This window comes from Georgenia halophila, assembly GCF_039541595.1.
Genome location: NZ_BAABGN010000002.1, coordinates 88,913 through 106,696 on the forward strand (window position 1 = coordinate 88,913; position 17,784 = coordinate 106,696).

19 protein-coding genes are annotated in these 17,784 nt (G+C 70.1%); all 19 read right to left on the reverse strand.

Annotated elements, in window-relative coordinates; genetic code table 11:
* Positions 1-13 precede the first annotated feature (13 nt).
* Positions 14-1,240, reverse strand: coding sequence for a CehA/McbA family metallohydrolase (locus ABD907_RS02025; protein WP_345214824.1), 1,227 nt, complete (start codon positions 1,238-1,240; stop codon positions 14-16).
* Entirely contained in the window at positions 1,237-2,091 is an 855-nt protein-coding gene (locus ABD907_RS02030) for a ChbG/HpnK family deacetylase (protein WP_345214825.1), read from the reverse strand. Before ABD907_RS02030 ends, ABD907_RS02025 begins: the two co-directional genes overlap by 4 nt.
* Complete coding sequence (locus ABD907_RS02035) at positions 2,088-3,497, reverse strand: MFS transporter (protein ID WP_345214826.1); 1,410 nt, start codon at positions 3,495-3,497, stop codon at positions 2,088-2,090. Before ABD907_RS02035 ends, ABD907_RS02030 begins: the two co-directional genes overlap by 4 nt.
* A gap of 216 nt (positions 3,498-3,713) precedes the next feature.
* Positions 3,714-4,019 (reverse strand): hypothetical protein, encoded by a 306-nt coding sequence (locus tag ABD907_RS02040; RefSeq protein ID WP_345214827.1) that lies wholly within the window; start codon positions 4,017-4,019, stop codon positions 3,714-3,716.
* Positions 4,019-5,476, reverse strand: a complete 1,458-nt coding sequence (locus ABD907_RS02045; protein ID WP_345214828.1) for a glycoside hydrolase family 1 protein — start codon at positions 5,474-5,476, stop codon at positions 4,019-4,021. Before ABD907_RS02045 ends, ABD907_RS02040 begins: the two co-directional genes overlap by 1 nt.
* Positions 5,473-6,669 carry an N-acetylglucosamine-6-phosphate deacetylase gene (locus tag ABD907_RS02050; protein ID WP_345214829.1) on the reverse strand — a complete coding sequence of 399 codons (1,197 nt, stop codon included), beginning with the start codon at positions 6,667-6,669 and terminating at the stop codon, positions 5,473-5,475. Before ABD907_RS02050 ends, ABD907_RS02045 begins: the two co-directional genes overlap by 4 nt.
* 244 nt (positions 6,670-6,913) lie before the next feature.
* Positions 6,914-7,609, reverse strand: coding sequence for an endonuclease NucS (gene nucS / locus ABD907_RS02055; protein WP_345214830.1), 696 nt, complete (start codon positions 7,607-7,609; stop codon positions 6,914-6,916).
* A gap of 109 nt (positions 7,610-7,718) precedes the next feature.
* Complete coding sequence (locus tag ABD907_RS02060) at positions 7,719-8,096, reverse strand: DUF2550 family protein (protein WP_345214831.1); 378 nt, start codon at positions 8,094-8,096, stop codon at positions 7,719-7,721.
* Between the two features lie 36 nt (positions 8,097-8,132).
* The gene (locus tag ABD907_RS02065) at positions 8,133-8,393 is read right to left on the reverse strand and encodes a F0F1 ATP synthase subunit epsilon (protein ID WP_345215404.1); all 261 of its coding nucleotides are present in this window, start codon (positions 8,391-8,393) and stop codon (positions 8,133-8,135) included.
* A gap of 38 nt (positions 8,394-8,431) precedes the next feature.
* Positions 8,432-9,892: a F0F1 ATP synthase subunit beta gene (atpD, locus tag ABD907_RS02070; protein WP_345214832.1), complete on the reverse strand. Its 1,461-nt coding sequence runs from the start codon at positions 9,890-9,892 to the stop codon at positions 8,432-8,434.
* Between the two features lie 22 nt (positions 9,893-9,914).
* Complete coding sequence (locus ABD907_RS02075) at positions 9,915-10,814, reverse strand: F0F1 ATP synthase subunit gamma (RefSeq protein ID WP_345214833.1); 900 nt, start codon at positions 10,812-10,814, stop codon at positions 9,915-9,917.
* A 3-nt stretch (positions 10,815-10,817) separates the two neighbouring features.
* Positions 10,818-12,452, reverse strand: a complete 1,635-nt coding sequence (gene atpA, locus ABD907_RS02080; protein WP_345214834.1) for a F0F1 ATP synthase subunit alpha — start codon at positions 12,450-12,452, stop codon at positions 10,818-10,820.
* 70 nt (positions 12,453-12,522) lie between these two features.
* Positions 12,523-13,338, reverse strand: coding sequence for a F0F1 ATP synthase subunit delta (locus ABD907_RS02085; RefSeq protein ID WP_345214835.1), 816 nt, complete (start codon positions 13,336-13,338; stop codon positions 12,523-12,525).
* Complete coding sequence (locus ABD907_RS02090; protein WP_345214836.1) at positions 13,338-13,910, reverse strand: F0F1 ATP synthase subunit B; 573 nt, start codon at positions 13,908-13,910, stop codon at positions 13,338-13,340. The genes ABD907_RS02085 and ABD907_RS02090 overlap by 1 nt, the downstream gene beginning before the upstream one ends.
* Positions 13,910-14,134, reverse strand: coding sequence for an ATP synthase F0 subunit C (atpE, locus tag ABD907_RS02095; RefSeq protein WP_345214837.1), 225 nt, complete (start codon positions 14,132-14,134; stop codon positions 13,910-13,912). Before atpE ends, ABD907_RS02090 begins: the two co-directional genes overlap by 1 nt.
* 95 nt (positions 14,135-14,229) lie before the next feature.
* Positions 14,230-15,015 carry a F0F1 ATP synthase subunit A gene (gene atpB, locus ABD907_RS02100; protein WP_345214838.1) on the reverse strand — a complete coding sequence of 262 codons (786 nt, stop codon included), beginning with the start codon at positions 15,013-15,015 and terminating at the stop codon, positions 14,230-14,232.
* A 268-nt stretch (positions 15,016-15,283) separates the two neighbouring features.
* Complete coding sequence (locus tag ABD907_RS02105; protein ID WP_345214839.1) at positions 15,284-15,847, reverse strand: Cg1360 family ATP-synthase-associated protein; 564 nt, start codon at positions 15,845-15,847, stop codon at positions 15,284-15,286.
* A 78-nt stretch (positions 15,848-15,925) separates the two neighbouring features.
* Positions 15,926-17,041, reverse strand: a complete 1,116-nt coding sequence (locus tag ABD907_RS02110; RefSeq protein ID WP_345214840.1) for an MraY family glycosyltransferase — start codon at positions 17,039-17,041, stop codon at positions 15,926-15,928.
* Positions 17,038-17,778, reverse strand: coding sequence for an L-threonylcarbamoyladenylate synthase (locus tag ABD907_RS02115; RefSeq protein WP_345214841.1), 741 nt, complete (start codon positions 17,776-17,778; stop codon positions 17,038-17,040). The genes ABD907_RS02110 and ABD907_RS02115 overlap by 4 nt, the downstream gene beginning before the upstream one ends.
* Between the last annotated feature and the right edge of the window lie 6 nt (positions 17,779-17,784).

The following is a 17,784-nucleotide window of genomic DNA, read 5'->3' on the forward strand; positions in this document are numbered from 1 at the left end:
GGCTGCGGCGTGCTCAGGGCGAGACCGCGAGGATCTCGCCACCCGGCGACTCGAGGCGGAACGGGCCGGTGCCGGCACGTTCGGCGGGCAGGACCACCCGGTCGCCGTGGAGCAGGCGACGCCGACCCTCCATGTCGCCCAGGACGGTGCCCGCGGCCGCGAGCGCCACCAGGTCGTCGCCGATGCGCACGAGGGCCGGCGCGTCCGGGCTCGGGAGCCTGGTGATGGCCGTGCGGCCGGCGTGCAGCCCGTCGAGGAGCGCGTCCGGGCTGCGGTCCTCCGCCGCGACCCAGGTGACGGGCGTCCCCGGCAGGTACCCGTGCCGCGGGTGATGGTAGTCGCTGCCCCCGAGCAGGATCGCGTCGTCCCGCCAGCGCGAGAGGAGGGTCCACGGCGCGGTCGCGGTGGACTCGCGTAGCCAGGTCACGTGCCACAGCTCGATCGCCCGGGGAAGCGTTGCGAGGGGGTGCTGCCACGCCCACTCCTCCTGGAGGGGATGGCAGACGCTCAGCACGCCGCCGCGGTCCGCCACCTCCGAGACGAAGCGGTCGGGATGCTCACGGAAGTCGATCCAGCCGATGTCGCCGAACGCGTTCGCGTGCCCCCGCGACGTCGTGACCTCCTGCCCGGGCAGGAGGGTGATGTCGTGCGCTGCCCCGACGTCGGCGAGCAGCGGGTGGTGGGAGACGGTGTTGTGTTCGGTGACGGCGAGGAAATCGAGGCCGTTGCGGACTGCGAGCGCGGCGAGCTCGCCGAGCGACTGCTCGCCGTCGGAGTGGGTCGAGTGGGCGTGGAAGTCGCCCGCGAACCAGGTGAGCCCGTCGGGCGCAGGCAGGGCCCGTGCACTCGCTCGTGGAGTGGCCGGCTGGCGCCGGCCGGCCGGCTCGGGCGGCACCTGTGAGGTCGCCGGCGTCTCGATCGTGACCCGCACCTCGATCGGCTCGACCGGCAGCCGGTACAGCCCGAGCTGGACGTGCCACTCCCCCGGCTCGAGCGGCCCGGGCACGTATCCCGGGGTGGCGGCGGCGGGGCGGATGACGAAGCCCTCGCGGGCCCCGCCGGACCAGCCGCGCCAGCCGTCCGGGCCGGCGCAACCGAGGTCGACGACGGCGCGCTCGCGGTCGTACTCCAGCGTCACCTCGACGCTCTGCTCGCCGTCGACCTCGAACGGCACCGTGCGCAGGTCCTCGGCGAGGAGATCGTCGAGGCCGAACCGCAGGGCGCGGACCAGCCGGGTCACGACCACCACCCACCCACGAGCTCGATGCCGGAGCGGTCCAGGGTCTCGCGCCACACGGGGTCACGCAGCAGTCGCGCTTCCCAGGCGCGTAGCCGGTCAGGCGTGCCTTCGTCGCGACCGTCGGCGGCCGTGCGGCGGTCGTCGGCAGGGTGCAGGAACAGCTCGCTGACTCCTTCCGGGAGGGTCTCGAGGCGGGCGAGCAGGTCGGTGCAGAGGGTCTCGTAGGAACCCAGGTCCTGCGCCGCGCGCCGGTTCGTGAGGATGACGTCGGGAAGGCGCACGCCGAGGTCGTCAGCGAGGGCCACGGCCGCGGCATGCCGCTCGGCGAGCTCGGGCGGAAGGCGGCCCATGTAGGGCTCGGCATCGCGGGGCAGCCGGAACGCGAGCTGGTTCCGTGCACACCAGGCGAGGGTCTCGGCCAGCCAAGAGCCGTCGGAGCGTCCGTGCAACCCGTAGAGGGTGCCGGCGTGCGAGTCCGCGGCGGCCGGCCGAAGGTCGTGCGCGTGCATCCAGCCCAGTTGCGCCTCCAGCTCGGCGACGACGTCGGCCGTCTGCGCCCGCTCGGCGAGGACGTGCGGGTCGTCGGTGAGGGCGCCGTCCGGGCCCGTGAGGCTCGAGACGCCGCTGAGCGCTCGCCAGGGCGGGCGCCCGCGCTCGCTCGTCAGGGTCAGGTGCAGCCGCGGCTGGACGTCCAGCTCCCGTGCGCGACGTGCCGCGACGCCCGCGTGCGGCGAGACGGGGATGAGTGTGGTCGCCGTGACGCTGGAGTCGCCGAGGAGGTCGAGGACGACGACGTCGCTAGCCGGGTCCCGCGCGAGGTCGTCGGCCGTGATGACCAGCTGGCGCGTCATCGACCCGTCTTCTCGACGGCGGCCGCCGCGGTGCCGCCCAAGGCTTGGTCCGCCGTCGGCTCGGGTACGGAGACGAGCCGGGAGGCGACGGCACCGATCGTGGTGAGGACGAACGGATAGACGCACAGGTACATGCGGAACGCGAGACCTGGGTCCTGGCCGGGGTCGTCGCCCGAGTTGTAGCCGAAGAAGACTCCGAGCGAGGTCAGGGCCAGGCCGGTGATGACGCCGTTCAGACGTCCGAAGAAGCCGAACGCCGAGAGGAACAGCCCCTCGCGGTGCTCACCGTGCGTCGAGGCATCGGCGTCGAGAACACGCGCGACGATGAGGTCGTTGGTGGCCAGCATTCCTGACCAACCGATGCCGACGAGAGCGCCGGCCAGCATCGCGGGGACCAGTCCGGTGGCGAGGAAGAGCCCGGCGAAGCTGACGGCGAGGATCGCGTACGCCACGCGCCAGGTCCACAGCGCGCCGCGCCGAGCGACGATGCGGGTCCACACGGCGAGCCCGCCGGCCGCGACGAGGATGACGACGGCCTGCAGGAACAGTGCGTCGGCGACCGGCAGGCCGAGCGAGTAGCGCACGTACAGCTGGACGCCGGACAGGACCAGGGCCATCGCGACGCCGTAGCAGGCCCCGACCAGGCCGACCTTCCAGAACAGCGGGTTGCGCACGATGGCTGCGACGCCGGACAGGAGCGCAGGACGACGGTCGGCCGCATAGCGCGGGTTCTCGCGGACACCGACCGCCATGTAGACGATGACGATGCAGGCCACGGCGGCGTAGAGGATTGCCGTCGTCGCGAAGCCGCCCGTCGTCTCCTCGGTGCCGAACACCTGGGTGGTGAGCAGCGGGGTCACGGCCAGAGAGATGACGAGCGCGACCAGCTGGAAGCCCTGCCGCAGGCCGTTGGCGACGGCACGCTGCCGCTCGCGCGGGAACAGCTCGGGCAGCAGGGCGCCGTAGTTCGCGTTGAGGACGGAGTCGAACGCCTCGGTCAGAATCGCGAACACGGCGAACCAGAGCACGAGCGCGACGCCGTCCAGGCCGGCGGGCGCGGAGAAGAGCGCGATCATGCTCGCCGCGAGCAGGGGTGCACCGACGACGAGCCACGGCCGGCGCCGGCCGAACCGGGTCCGGGTGCGGTCGGAGAGATAGCCGAGGATCGGGTTGTCGATCGCGTCGATGATCGCGTAGATCGTCATGACGACGCCGTACGCGCGCACGTCGAGGCCGAGGATGTCGACGTAGTAGAGAATCACCGATCCCTTGACCATGTTGATCGGGATCGAGGTGCCGAACATGCCGATCGCGTACCGCCACGGTGGCGTGCGGGCGGCGGTGCCGTCGGAAGCGTGACCGGGACCATCGTCGGAAGCAGCTGTGGGTGCGGCGTGGCTGCTCACCGTCCGCTCCTCTCCGACGATCGCCGCGCGCACGTCGGACTGCGTCCGCGGGACGCGGCCGACCGCGCCGACCGCCCGACGACCGCCGTGGCCGTCACGCTCACACTAGGCGGGAACCGCCTGTTACGGAGCGGGAATCGCCTGTTACGCAGCGGGACCCGCGGTTGGATCGGGCGCGGTCGGCCACAGGTGCCGACACCTGGCGGTGGCCCTGCCTCAACGCGTGGGGCGACGCTTCGCCGTCCAGCAGGAGCTGTGCCAGTGCCGGCGCTCGTCCAGGCCGGCCTGGGCGCCAAGGATGTGCTCGGTGGACCAGGCGACCACATGCGCGACGCCGGGTGGGATCAGCTGGTCGCATCCCGGGCAGCGGTAGGACTTGTCTGACCCGGAGACCCGCCGAACGGCGTACTCCTCGCCGCCCGGACCGTGCTCCGTGCGCGTCATCCCCCGCAGCCGGCCCTCGTCCAGCGGCACGTGGCCCTGGCCGTAGGGCCGGCGGCTCGAGCGGCGGGACGAGGGCATCAGACGCCCTCCGTGGCTCCCACGTTCGCGGTGGCGGGAACGTTCACGATGCCGGTGCGGATGACGTCGGCGTACCAGCGTGCCGAGTCCTTGGGGGTGCGGACCTGGGTGTCGTAGTCGACGCGGACGATGCCGAAGCGACGGGTGTAGCCCCAGGCCCACTCGAAGTTGTCCAGCAACGACCACACGAAGTACCCACGCACGTCGGCGCCGTCCTCGATGGCCTGCGCGACGGCGTCCAGGTGTCGCGCGACGTAGTTGATGCGGTTCGTGTCGTGGATCTTCCCGTCGTCGGAGACCTCGTCGTCGAACGCTGCCCCGTTCTCGGTGACCATGAGCGGAAGGCCGTCGTAGGCGTTGTCCAGGGCGGTGAGCAACTCGTACAGGCCGTCGGGCTCGATGTTCCAGCCCATCGCGGTCAGGGGGCCCGTCGGGGCGAGGAACTCGACGTCGTCGAGCGACACCCACGGGCTGCCGGCCCCGGACCCGTGCCCGCCGGAGCCGCCGCCCGGTGCCTCACCGGGGGCGAGCTGGCGTACGTAGTTGGTCGAGTAGTAGTTCACGCCCAGCACGTCGACCCGCTGGCGGATCAGGTTCAGGTCCCCCTCGCGGACGAACGACCAGTCGGTGACGTGTCTCGTCAGCTCGGTCAGCTCCATCGGGTAGGAGCCGTCCAGGATCGGGCCGAGGAAGATGTGGTTGCCGACGAGGTCGACGCGGTGGGCGGCGTCCAGGTCTGCTGCGCTCTCCGGGTCGGCCGGCCGGGTGACGTGCAGGTTGAGCGTGATGGACACCTGCGCGTCCTGCCCGAGAACCTCGCGGACCGCGGTGGTGGCCAGGCCGTGGGCGAGGTTGAGGTGATGCGCTGCCGTGAGAGCCTCGGCAGGATCGGTGTGGCCCGGGGCGTGCACGCCGGACGCGTAGCCGAGGTAGGCCGTGCACCATGGCTCGTTCAGGGTGGTCCAGACCTTCACCCGGTCCCCCAGCTCGCGGGCCATCGCCCGGGCGTACTCGGCGAACGCGTACGCGGTCTCCCGGTTCGCCCACCCGCCGGCGTCCTGCAGCTCCTGCGGCAGGTCCCAGTGGTACAGCGTCACGACGGGGTCGATCCCTGCCTCGATCAGCCCGTCCAGGAGGTCGCGGTAGAACGTGACGCCCTCCGCGTTGAGCACGCCGGTGCCGCCCGGCTGGACCCGAGGCCACGCGATCGAGAGCCGGTAGGACTGCAGCCCCAGCTCCTGCATCAGGGAGATGTCCTCGCGCCACCGGTGGTAGTGGTCGTCCGCCACGTCGCCGGTGTCGCCGTTCAGCGTCTTGCCGGGTGTGTGGGAGAACGTGTCCCAGATCGACCGTCCACGGCCGCCCTCGTTCGCCGCGCCCTCGATCTGGTACGACGCGGTCGCCGAACCCCAGACGAAGGAGTCGGGGAACCGACGCTCGATGATGGGCTGAGTCATGTGATCTCCCTGCCTTGACGGATGACGCGAACGGGATGGAGCCCGTCGTCGGTGATGACGACGTCGGCACGGCGGCCGGCCTCGAGCGCTCCGATGCCGGGGTCACCGAGGACGGCGGCCGGGCCGGTCGAGGCCATGTAGACGGCGTCGACGAGCGGCACGCCGGCGTCGACGGACGTGCGGACGATGTCGAGCAGATGGGCGGTGCCGCCGGCGATGCTGCCGCCCGGGTTCAGCCGGGCGACGCCGTCGGCGACGGTGACCGTCCTGCTGCCCAGCTCGTAGTCGCCGTCGGCCATACCTGTCGCGGCCATGGCGTCGGTGACCAGGACAGCGCTGTCGCGGCCCACCATCCCGTGGACCTCACGGACGATCGCCGGGTGCAGGTGCGTGCCGTCGCCGATCAGTTCGACGACAACCTGGCCACGGGCAGCGGCCGCGAGAAGCTCACCGATCGGGCCCGGGTCCCTGTGGTGCAGGGGCCGCATGCCGTTGAAGAGGTGGGTGACGGTCGCGCGCGCGGACCGTCCCGTCCCTGCGGCGAGATTGTCGGCCGAGGCAGCGACCGCGCTGCGGGTCGAGTCGGGATCGGAGTCGGTGTGCCCCCATGACGGGAGGGCGCCGCCCGCAACGAGGGCCGCGGCGACGTCCTGGACGCCGTCACCCTCGGGAGCGAGCGTCATGGTCACGACGTGTCCGCGGCCGAGCCGCAGGAGCTCCTCGGTGAGGCGGGCGTCGGGCGCGATGATCAGCTCCGGGTTCTGAGCGCCGCAGCGGGCCGCTGACAGGAAAGGCCCCTCGATGTGAATGCCGGCAATCTCGCCGGAGTCCGCGATGTCGGCGAGCAACGTGACACGGTCACGCAGGTCGTCGGGTGCCGCCGTGACGAGCGAGACGACGACGGAGGTTGTGCCGTGGCGGCGATGCTCTGCGACGCCCCGGAGGACGTCCTCCGGGGTCGTCGCGTCAGGGAACGACGTTCCCCCGCCACCATGGTTGTGCAGGTCAACCAGCCCCGGCAGCACGTAGCCGTCATGAGTCGGCATCTCGCTGAGCGCACCACCCCAGCCGGCCGCGGCGGCGTGGGAGGCGGGGCCCACCCAGGCGAGCTTCTCCCCGTCCACGACGACAACGCCGTCGTCGATCACCGAGTCCTTGGTGACCACTCGCCCACGCACGACAGTCTCATTCATGGGGACCATCCAACACCCCTGGGCGGTGCTGGCCCGAATCCGTCCGTCCAGCGTCGTGAGGCGCCTGCTCGACGCGGCGCTCGCTGGGTCTTCTCCTCGCCTGTGCCGCGGAGGGCGACACCTGCCCCCGTTGTCCACGACCACGACTTGGCTGGCGCCCGATGCGGGTGGGCTCGTCTCGCGTTGCATTCATGGTCGAACCGGTGGAGTCGGGGCGAGGGCCCGGAGCAGCCTGGGCTAGAGCTCAGAACAGCCGCGAATCCACATCATCGATGCCCCGCATCGCGTCGTAGTCGAGCACCACGCAACGGATGCCCCGGTCGCCGGCCAGCACGCGAGCCTGCGGCTTGATCTCCTGAGCCGCGAACACTCCCCGCACCGGCGCGAGCAGCGGGTCCCGGTTGAGCAGCTCGAGATAACGCGTGAGCTGCTCGACGCCGTCGATCTCGCCACGGCGCTTGATCTCGACGGCGACGGCGGTGCCGTCCTCGTCCCTGGCCAAGATGTCGACGGGGCCGATCGCCGTCGGGTACTCGCGCCGCATCAGCTGGTGTCCCGGGCCGAGGATGTCGATCTGCTCGGCGAGAAGCTTCTGCAGGTGCGCCTCGACCCCGTCCTTGACGAGGCCTGGATCGACGCCAAGGTCCACGCTGTGGTCAGCGAGGACCTCGTGGATGCGGACGACAAGCCTGTCGTCGTTCTTGGTGTGCTGCACGGTCCACACCGCGTCCACCCCGGTGGCCGCCTCTTCCTCGGAGGGCTCGGCGACGTCCAGCCGGCACGGCGGACTCATCCAGTTGAGCGGTTTGTAGGAACCGCCGTCCGAGTGGACGAGTACCGACCCGTCCGCCTTGACCATGAGCAGCCTCGTGGCGAGCGGCAGATGGGCGTTCAATCTGCCCGAGTAGTCCACCGAGCAGCTCGCGATCACCACGCGCACCTAGAGACCTCCTGGACGAGCAGCGGACTACAGACGGGACGAGCACTTGCGGGTGGTCGAGGGCGTAGACGCAGCAGCGGGCTGGACGGCTGTGCCTCTGGTGTGAGTACTAGACGAGCGGCTCCCCACGCGGCGGCGCTGCTTCCAGCCAGCTCACCAGCCCGGCGAGGCACTCCCGGCGCATCGCGAGGCTCACCTCTTCGCCGTCGTAACGACAGCGCACCTCGACGAACTCGTCGGGCGCTCCACCACGCCGCTCGACGAGGTCGAGGCTCTCACGGGTGAATGTCCTCGTCGGCAGCAGGGAGAGTGAGACGAGCCGGTACCACTGCACCCGACCGACCCCGTAAACGGCGATACCGCCACGCCAGTCACGCCCACCGGAACGTACGGCGCACTCGAAGGAACCGACCCTGCGATCCAGGCGTCGCACACGCACGGCGAAGACGACGAGACCGGTGAGGATGACGACGGCGACCGCGGCCACTACGGCCCATGCGATCCCCGCCGACGTCAATGAGGCCTACTTCGCGTCCGCGGGCGTGCCGCTCTCGACCACGACGGTGACCGCGTTGTTGTCCACCGACACGAAGCCCTCGCTCACCTCTACCTCGACCTGGCTCCCGGACGTAGGTGTGATCCGCACGGTGCCGGGCTGCAGCAGGGACAGCACCGGCTCGTGGCCGGTGAGGATACCCATGGAGCCGTTCGCGGCAGGCACCACCACGCTGGACGCCTCACCGGTCCACAGCGCGGCCGTCGTCGAGACGACGTCGACATTCATCGCCACGGTGGCGACCTCCTCGCGTTAGTTCTGGATCCTCAGCGCATCTCGGACTGGAGCTTCGACCACGCCTGCTCGAGGTCCTCGAGGCCGCCGATGTTGTAGAAGGCCTGCTCCGGTACGTGGTCGTACTCGCCGTCGGCGATCTTCTTGAACGCCTCGACGGTCTCCGACAGCGGCACGGTGGAGCCCGACACGCCGGTGAACTTCTCGGCCATGTAGGTGTTCTGCGAGAGGAACTGCTCGATCCGGCGCGCACGGGCGACCGTGACCTTGTCCTCCTCCGAGAGCTCGTCGACACCGAGGATGGCGATGATGTCCTGCAGCTCCTTGTTCTTCTGCAAGATCGACTTCACCCGGTTCGCGACGTCGTAGTGCTCCCGGCCCACGTACTGCGGGTCCAGGATGCGTGACGTCGACGTCAGCGGGTCCACGGCCGGGTACAGACCACGCGAGGCGATCTCGCGGGAAAGCTCCGTCGTGGCGTCCAGGTGCGCGAACGTCGTGGCGGGCGCCGGGTCGGTGTAGTCATCCGCCGGCACGTAGATCGCCTGGAGCGAGGTGATCGAGTGACCACGCACCGAGGTGATGCGCTCCTGCAGCTGGCCCATCTCGTCCGCCAGGTTCGGCTGGTAGCCCACCGCGGACGGCATGCGGCCCAGCAGCGTGGAGACCTCCATACCGGCCTGGGTGAAACGGAAGATGTTGTCGATGAAGAGCAGCACGTCCTGCTTCTCGACGTCGCGGAAGTACTCCGCCATCGTCAGCGCGGACAGTGCGACGCGCAGACGCACGCCGGGCGGCTCGTCCATCTGGCCGAAGACGAGCGCGGTCTTGTCGAAGACGCCCGCCTCCTCCATCTCCACGATGAGGTCGTTGCCCTCACGCGTGCGCTCGCCGACGCCGGCGAACACCGACACGCCGCCGTGGTTCTGGGCCACGCGCTGGATCATCTCCTGGATGAGGACCGTCTTGCCGACGCCCGCACCACCGAAGAGGCCGATCTTTCCGCCCTGCACGTACGGGGTCAGCAGGTCGATGACCTTGATGCCCGTCTCGAACATCTGGGTCTTCGACTCCAGCTGATCGAACTCCGGGGGCTCACGGTGGATGGGCCAGCGCTCGGTGATGTCGAGCTGCTCGCCCTCCTGGAGGTTGAGGACCTCGCCGGTGACGTTGAAGACGTGACCCTTGGTGACCTCGCCGACGGGGACGGTGATCGGCGACCCGGTGTCCGTGACCTCGGACCCGCGCACAAGGCCGTCGCTCGGCTTCAGGGCGATGGCACGCACGATGTTGTCACCGAGGTGCTGAGCGACCTCGAGCGTCATCGTGGTGGTCTCGTCCCCGAGGGTCACCTCAGTGGTGAGGGCGTGGTACATCTCCGGGATGGCGTCCGGCGGGAACTCGACGTCCACGACGGGGCCCGTGACGCGGGCGATACGCCCCACGCCGGGCGCACCGGTCTGCTGCGTCGAGTCGGTGGCAGTGGCGGTCATTGGTCCTGTCCTTCTTCTCGCTTCATCGGCTGGACGCGCTGAGCGCGTCGGCACCGGAGACGATCTCGGTGATCTCGGTGGTGATGTCGGCCTGTCGTGCGGTGTTCGCGAGTCGCGTGTACTCGTTGATGAGGTCCTCGGCGTTGTCCGTGGCGGTCCGCATCGCCTGTTGGCGAGCAGCCAGCTCGGACGCGGCCGCCATGAGGAGCTGGGCGTGGATCCGGCGCCGCACATACATGGGCAGCAGCGCGTCGAGAACCTCCTCGGCGCTCGGCTCGAACTCGTACAGCGGCATCGGCTCCGCGCCGGGCTCCGCGACGCCCTCCACGATCTCCAGCGGCAGCATGCGCCGAACCTCCGGCACCTGACTGACCATGGAGACGAACCGTGTGTAGACCACGTGCACGCCGCTGACGCCGCCCTCCTCGACCGGGGCGAGGAAGGCACCCAGCAGGGCCTCGGCGATCTCGTGCGCGCGCTCGACGGTCGGTGCGTCGGAGCCGCCGGTCCAGGACTGGGCGATCTCACGACCGCGGAACCGGAAGTAGCTCTCGCCGCGCCGACCGCTGACGAAGAGCACGGGCTCCTTGCCGTCCTCCACCAGCTCGGCGAGGAGGCGCTCCGTGGCGCGCAGCACCGTCGCGGAGTACGCACCGGCCTGGCCACGGTCCGCCGTCACCACGAGCACCGCGACCCGCTTGGTGTCGTTGCGGCCCTCGATGAGCGGGTGAGCCAGATCCGCGTGCGCGGAGACCGCCGACACCGCTCGGATGAGCGCCTGCGTGTACGGGTCGGCGGCCTTGGCCGCGTCGCGTGCCTTACCGATGCGCGAGGCCGCGATGAGCTCCATGGCCCGGAACATCTTCTTCAGGGTCTGCGTCGTCCTGATCTTCTGCTTGTAGACCCTCTGCTCACCGGCCATGGCTCAGCTCCGCTTCGCGCTGACGATCTGCTCCTGCTCGCGCTCCGCCTCGACCTCGTCCGCACCCGGCTCGGCATTCAGCGCCTGGCCCGAGGAGTCGAGGAAGCCCTTGCGGAACTCCTCGACACCGGCGCGCAGCGCGTCCTCGGTCTCGCCACCGAGCTTGCCCGTCTCGAGGATCTCGGGCAGCACGTTGGTGTGCCGCTTGAGGTGGTCGAGCATCTCCGACTCGAAACGCGCGACGTCACTGACCTCGACGTCATCCAGGAAGCCGTTGGTGCCGGCCCAGATCGAGGCGACCTGCTCCTCGACGGGGTACGGGGTGTACTGCGGCTGCTTGAGCAGCTCCATGAGCCGCTCACCACGAGTCAGCTGCTGGCGCGTCGTCGGGTCCAGGTCGGACGCGAACATCGCGAAGGCAGCCATGGCGCGGTACTGCGCCAGGGTGATCTTCAGCGTGCCGGAAACCGACTTCATCGCCTTGACCTGAGCGTCACCGCCCACACGCGAGACGGAGATACCGACGTCGATCGCGGGGCGCTGGTTGGCGTTGAACAGGTCCGACTGCAGGAAGATCTGGCCGTCGGTGATGGAGATGACGTTCGTCGGGATGTACGCCGAGACGTCGTTCGCCTTGGTCTCGACGATCGGCAGACCGGTGATCGAACCGGCGCCCAGCTCGTCCGAGAGCTTCGCGCACCGCTCGAGCAGACGGGAGTGCAGGTAGAACACGTCGCCCGGGTAGGCCTCACGGCCCGGCGGACGCCGCAGGAGGAGCGAGACCGCGCGGTAGGCCTCGGCCTGCTTCGAAAGGTCGTCGAAGATGATCAGCACGTGCTTGCCGGAGTACATCCAGTGCTGCGCGATGGCGGAGCCGGTGTACGGAGACAAGTACTTGAAGCCGGCCGGGTCGGACGCGGGGGCGGCCACGATCGTCGTGTACTCGAGCGCTCCGGCCTCCTCGAGGGCGGCACGCACACCGGCGATGGTCGAGCCCTTCTGGCCGACCGCCACGTAGATGCAGCGGACCTGCTTGGCCGGGTCGCCAGACTCCCAGTTCGCCTTCTGATTCAGGATCGTGTCGAGCCCGACGGCGGTCTTGCCGGTCTGTCGGTCGCCGATGATGAGCTGGCGCTGTCCGCGACCGATCGGGGTCATCGAGTCGATGGCCTTCAGGCCGGTCTGCAGCGGCTCGTGCACGGACTTGCGGTCCATGACGCCGGGTGCGCGCAGCTCCAGCGCACGCCGGCCCTCGATGCCGGTGATCTCACCGAGACCGTCCAGCGGCTCACCCAGCGGGTCGACGACCCGGCCCAGGTAGCCCTCGCCGACGGGCACCGAGAGCACCTCACCGGTCCGGCGGACCTCCTGGCCCTCCTCGATGCCGGTGAAGTCACCGAGGACGACGATGCCGATCTCGCGCTCCTCGAGGTTCATCGCCAGTCCCAGCGTGCCGTCCTCGAACCGCAGCAGCTCGTTCGTCATGGCACCGGGAAGCCCCGAGACGCGTGCGACGCCGTCGGCCGCGAGCGTGACGTGCCCGACCTCTTCGCTCGCTGCCTTGGTGGGTTCGTAGGAACTCACGAAGCTGTCCAGCGCAGCCCGGATCTCCTCCGGCCGGATCGTCAGCTCAGCCATTGATCTTCCTTCGTTCTGTTGCTCCCCGCCTGGTGCGGCGGTCGGTCAGGTCTGTGTAGTTCGATGAGGATCAGCCGGCCAGCCTGCGCCTTGCGTCGGCGATCCGCGAGGCGAGGGTAGCGTCGACAACATTGTCGCCGACCTGCACGCGCAGGCCGCCGACGACCTCTGGGTCGATGCCGACGTGGATCTGGACCTCGCTGCCGTGCTGACGCTGCAGGATGTCGGTCAGCCGGTCGATCTGCGCGTCGGTCAGCGGGACCGCCGACGTCACGGAGGCGACCAGTCGTTGACGGCGCGCGGCGGCCTGCTCAGCGATACCGCGCAAGAGGCTGTGCACGCTCCTGCCACGGGGCGCGGAGGCGGCCCGCACAGCGAGCAGCTCGCTCTCCGGAGTGACCTTCCCGCCCAGGACCGACGACATCAGGCGGCCGCGGTCCTCGTCCGAGCGTTCGTGCGCCGACAGCGCCCGACGCAGCTCGCGCTGGTCGATGAGGATCCGGTCCAGCCGGTAGACCTCGTCCTCGACCTCTTCCAGCCGGCCGGCCTGCTGGGCCGACGCCAAGACCGACGAGGCCGCGAGGGCCTCGACGGCGTCGGTCAGATCGGCAGCCTCGGACCAGCGCTCACGGACCAGCCCGGCCACCAGGTCGAGCACCTCCGGCTCGACCTTGCCGCCGAGCACCGCCTGGGCGAGCTTGGCCCGGTCCGCCCCGTCCCGGGACGGATCGGTGAGGGCTCGTCGCAGGGCGACGGCGGAGTCGAGCAGGTCGACGACGCCGAACAGCTGCTCGCCGTAGCCTCGTGCGGACTCGCCCGAATCGCGCAGGACCGGCTCCCACCGCTCCTCCGCCCGGGCAAGCGCGGACGTGCTGGTCGCTCGCATCACGCCTCCTGGCCAGCGCGTGTCTGGCTCCCGGTGGCACCGACGCTCTCGGTGTTGTCGAGCTCGTCGAGGAACCGGTCGATGACGCGCGACTGCAGCGCCTGGTCGTTCACGGACTCACCGACGATCCGGGACGCGAGCTCGGAAGCGAGCATCCCGACGTCGGCCCGCAGAGAGATCTGCGCGGCCTGGCGGTCCGCCTCGATCTGGCGCGTGGCATTCTCGGTCACCCGGTCGGCCTCGGCCTGTGCCTTGTCCCGCGCCTCGGCGACGATCTGCTTGCCCTCTTCCTGGGCCCGCTCGCGAACCTCGGCGGCCTCGCGGCGCGCCTCGTTCAGCTCGGCGGCGATGCGCTTCTCCGCCTCGGCGGCAGCCTTCTCCGCGCGATCGGCCTGGGTCAGGCCGTGCTCGATCTTCTCAGCACGCTCGTCGAGGACCTGCGTCAGTCGCGGCACCGCGTACTTGACCATGAAGAACGCGATGATGGCGACGGCGACCAGGGACCAGATGATGTCGTAGTCGGCCGGGAGCAGCGGATTCTGCTCCGTCTCCGCCAGCAGCACGGAAGTCATCACGGGAACACGAAGCCAGCCGCGAGGCCCAGCAGACCGAGCGCCTCGACCAGGGCGATACCGATGAACATGTTGGTGCGCAGCGGGCCGGCCAGCTCGGGCTGACGGGCGATCGACTCCTGGGTCTTACCGATGAGGACACCGACACCGATACCGGGGCCGATGGTGGCGAGACCGTAGCCGACGGCATTGAGGTTGCCGGCGAGTTCGAGCGTTCCCTCCATGGGGAGTACTTCCTTCCTGTGTGGCGTGATCGTGCGATCACGTCGGTGGGTCGAGCCGCAGCGAGAGCCACGGAGTCTCTGGGTCGTTGTTGCGGTCAGTGAGCCTCGACGGACAGCTGGATGTACACGGCCGTGAGCAGCGCGAAGATGTACGCCTGCAGCGTCGCGATGAAGATCTCGAGGAGGGTGAACGCCAGGCCGCCGATCCCGGTCACCACACCGAACAGCGCCAGCGGGCCACCGGCCTCGAAGAACAGGTAGTGCGTCGCCGAGAAGCAGAGCACCAGGAGCAGGTGGCCCGCGATCATGTTGGCGAGGAGTCGGACCGTCAGGGTGACCGGCCGCAGGATGAACGTCGAGAAGAACTCCAGCGGGGTCAGCAGGATGTAGATCACCTTCGGGACACCGGGCGGGAAGAGCTGGTCCCTGAAGAAGTGCCCGGTGCCGCGCTCCTTGATGCCGGCGCGGATGAAGGCCACGTAGGCGATGGCCGCGAAGACGATCGGCACGCCGACCACGGAGGATCCCGCCAGGTTGAGGAACGGGACGACGCCGGTGATGTTCATTGCCAGTACACCGAAGAAGATGACGGCCAGCAGCGGCGTGTACCGGCGGCCGCGCTCCCTGCCGAGCGTCTCTTCCGCGATGCCCGTGCGGACGAAGTCGACGGCCATCTCGCCGAGCGACTGGACCCTCGACGGGACGAGCCGGGCCCGGCGGGCGGCGAGCCAGAAGAAGAGAACCAGCCCGGCGACCGCGATGAGGCGGACGAGCATGACCCGGTTGAACTCGAAAAGCGTGCCCTCGGCAAAGAGTGCAGGGGGGAAAAAGTCCGCGAGGCTCGGCGCGTGGAACCCGCCGCCCTCCTCGGCGGCGGTCACGTAGCTATGGAGCGTCAAAGACGATGCGGCAGACAGGGCGTCCCCCTGGGTGGGCTCGAGTCGGTCACAGTCGGGGTCCGGGCACGTCCGACGACGGACGAATCCCCGGGAACATAGAGAGCCTAACGCATGTGCCGGCCTGCTCCGAACCGCGGCGGCCCACCGGAGACGCACCGTGCACCGGTTACCAGAACGCCGCGTCGGTCGCCATAGCGAGCTGCGCCGGTCGCGAGCGATCCGTCGAGTGACGGGCGGTTCATCCTCGTCGTCACCGGCGCTCGTCCGGTTCCGTATCGGTCGCCTGGTCGGGACCGCCGCCGCGTGGGCCGTCGTCTCCGGTGGACGTCGCCGGTGAGGCCGTGGTGGAGGTCGAGGCGGAGGCTGCCGACGGCGCCGACGATGAGGGCTCGACGGTCGGGACCCGGGAACGCAGCACACCGAGCGACTCGATGAGCAGCGAGCCGAGGACCGCGACGACGAGGACGGCGAAGAAGACCCCCGGCGAGTAGAAGTCCCTCCCGCTGACGAGGAGGAGCACCACGAACACCAGTGCCATCTTGACGATCCAGCCACCCACCGCGGCGCCGGTGACGACGGTGAGCGATTTCTCCGCGGTGACAAGCATGGTCACGACGGTGGCGAGCATGAACAGCGCCGCGATGCCTGCGCCGAGCAGCGCACCCCACATGCCGGGGCTCCCGGCGACCAGGTGGCCGACGACGCCGCCGCCGACCGCGAGGACCGCGACGAGGACGCCCATGCGGCGCAGCATGGTGGTGTACATCTGCCGCAGTGCGGTCGAGGTGCCGTTGGATCGGCTCGGGGTGGTCATCTCGGGTGCTCTTTCTCATGGTCGGTCACACGGTCGGTCCGGGATGCTGCTGCCTCGTGCCGGCGACGCGCCGGGATCCTATTCCGCCCCCTGCAGGTCGCCCGCCCCACGCCGGCCCGACAGCTGCGACCACGTGATGATGATGGCGACGACGACGGCGACTCCCCCGCCGATCGCCACCTGGGTCGGGGTGAAGAGGGCGAGGGCCACGGCGCTGAAGGACACCACCGCGGTCCACAGATACAGGATCAGGGTCGCACGGCGCTGGCTGTGCCCCAGGTCGAGGAGCCGGTGGTGCAGATGTAGCCGGTCGGGGTGGAACGGTGACTTCCCCGCACGCACCCGCCGCATGACGGCGAGCGTCATGTCGAGCAGCGGGAGCAGGAGCACGGCGACCGGCAGGAGGATCGGCACGTACGCCGGCAGGACCTGCGAGGTGCTCACCCGGCCGGGGTCGATCTGCCCGGTGACCACGATCGCCGCGGCCGCGACCGTCAGGCCGAGCAGGTAGGCGCCGGAGTCCCCCATGAATATTCGCGCGGGATGGAAGTTGTGGGGCAGGAAGCCCAGACACGCACCGACCAGTGCCGCGATGACCGCGGTGGCGATGTTCGAGTAGTCGCCCGGTGAGGCGGCACGGGTCAGGAGATAGGAGTACACGAAGAACGCCGCGCCCCCGATCGCGATCATGCCGGCTGCCAGGCCGTCGAGGCCGTCGACGAAGTTCACGGCGTTGATGGCGACGACGACCACGAGGATCGTCGCGACCAGCGATAGCCGCGAGGACCCGATGGTGAGGCCGAAGACGGGGAAGGTGATGAGCTGGACGCCGTACAAGGCCATGAAGCCGGCAGCGAGGACCTGGCCGACGAGCTTGGTCATCCAGTCGAGGTCCCAGATGTCGTCGGCGACCCCGAGCAGGCAGATGATGGCCGCGCCGGCGAGGATCGCCCACACCGTCGAGGTCTCGGAGAAGGCGCCCTCGAGGAACGGGACGCGTGAGCCCACCAGCAGCGAGACAGCCAGTCCGGCGAGCATCGCGACTCCTCCAAGACGCGGGATCGGAGTGACGTGCACGTCGCGGTCGCGCACCGCCGTGATGGCGCCGGTGGCGAGAGCGATTCGACGCACGACCGGCGTCGACAGGAAGGTGACCGCCGCGGCCGTCAGCATGACAAGCAGGTAGACCCTCACGCCGGGCCCGAACCCTCGTCTCGCGGCTGCTCCGTGTCGGTTCGCTTGCTCTGCGCGGCCTGCTCGTCCCGCGCGGTCTGCTCGTCCTGCTCGGGCACGTCAGGAAGCAGCTCGGGCGCGATCTCTGCCAGCTCCTCCACCGCCAGGGCACCCCGGCGCAGCACGACGAGCCGCTCCGCCGTCGCATCCACGATGGTGGAGGCGACGGCACCACCGGACTCGCCGGCGTCGAGATAGACCGGCACGGTGTCGTCGAAGTAGCCGACCGCCTCGGCGGCCGTGGTCGCCGCCGGCTGACCCGAGCGGTTGGCGCTCGAGACGGCGAGCGGCCCGGTGCGGCGCAGCAGCTCGAGCGCGGTCTCGTCGTCGGGCATGCGCAACGCGACGCTGCCGTCGGTCTCTCCCAGATCCCAGGCGAGCGACGGCTGGGCGAGGCAGACGATCGTCAGCGGTCCGGGCCAGAACCGTGCGACGAGGTCGCGGACGACCTTCGGCACCTCGGTGGCGAGCCCGTCGAGCGCCGTCGCGGCGCCGACGAGCACCGGCGGCGGCATCTGCCTGCCGCGGCCCTTCGCGGCCAGGAGGGCGGCGACGGCCGCCGGGTCGAATGCGTCCGAGGCGATGCCGTAGACGGTGTCCGTGGGGATGACGGCTAGCCCGCCGCGACCGAGGACGTCGACGGCCTCGTCGAGTCCGGCGCGACGCTGCTCGGGGTCCTGACAGTCGTACACGCTCACGCGGGT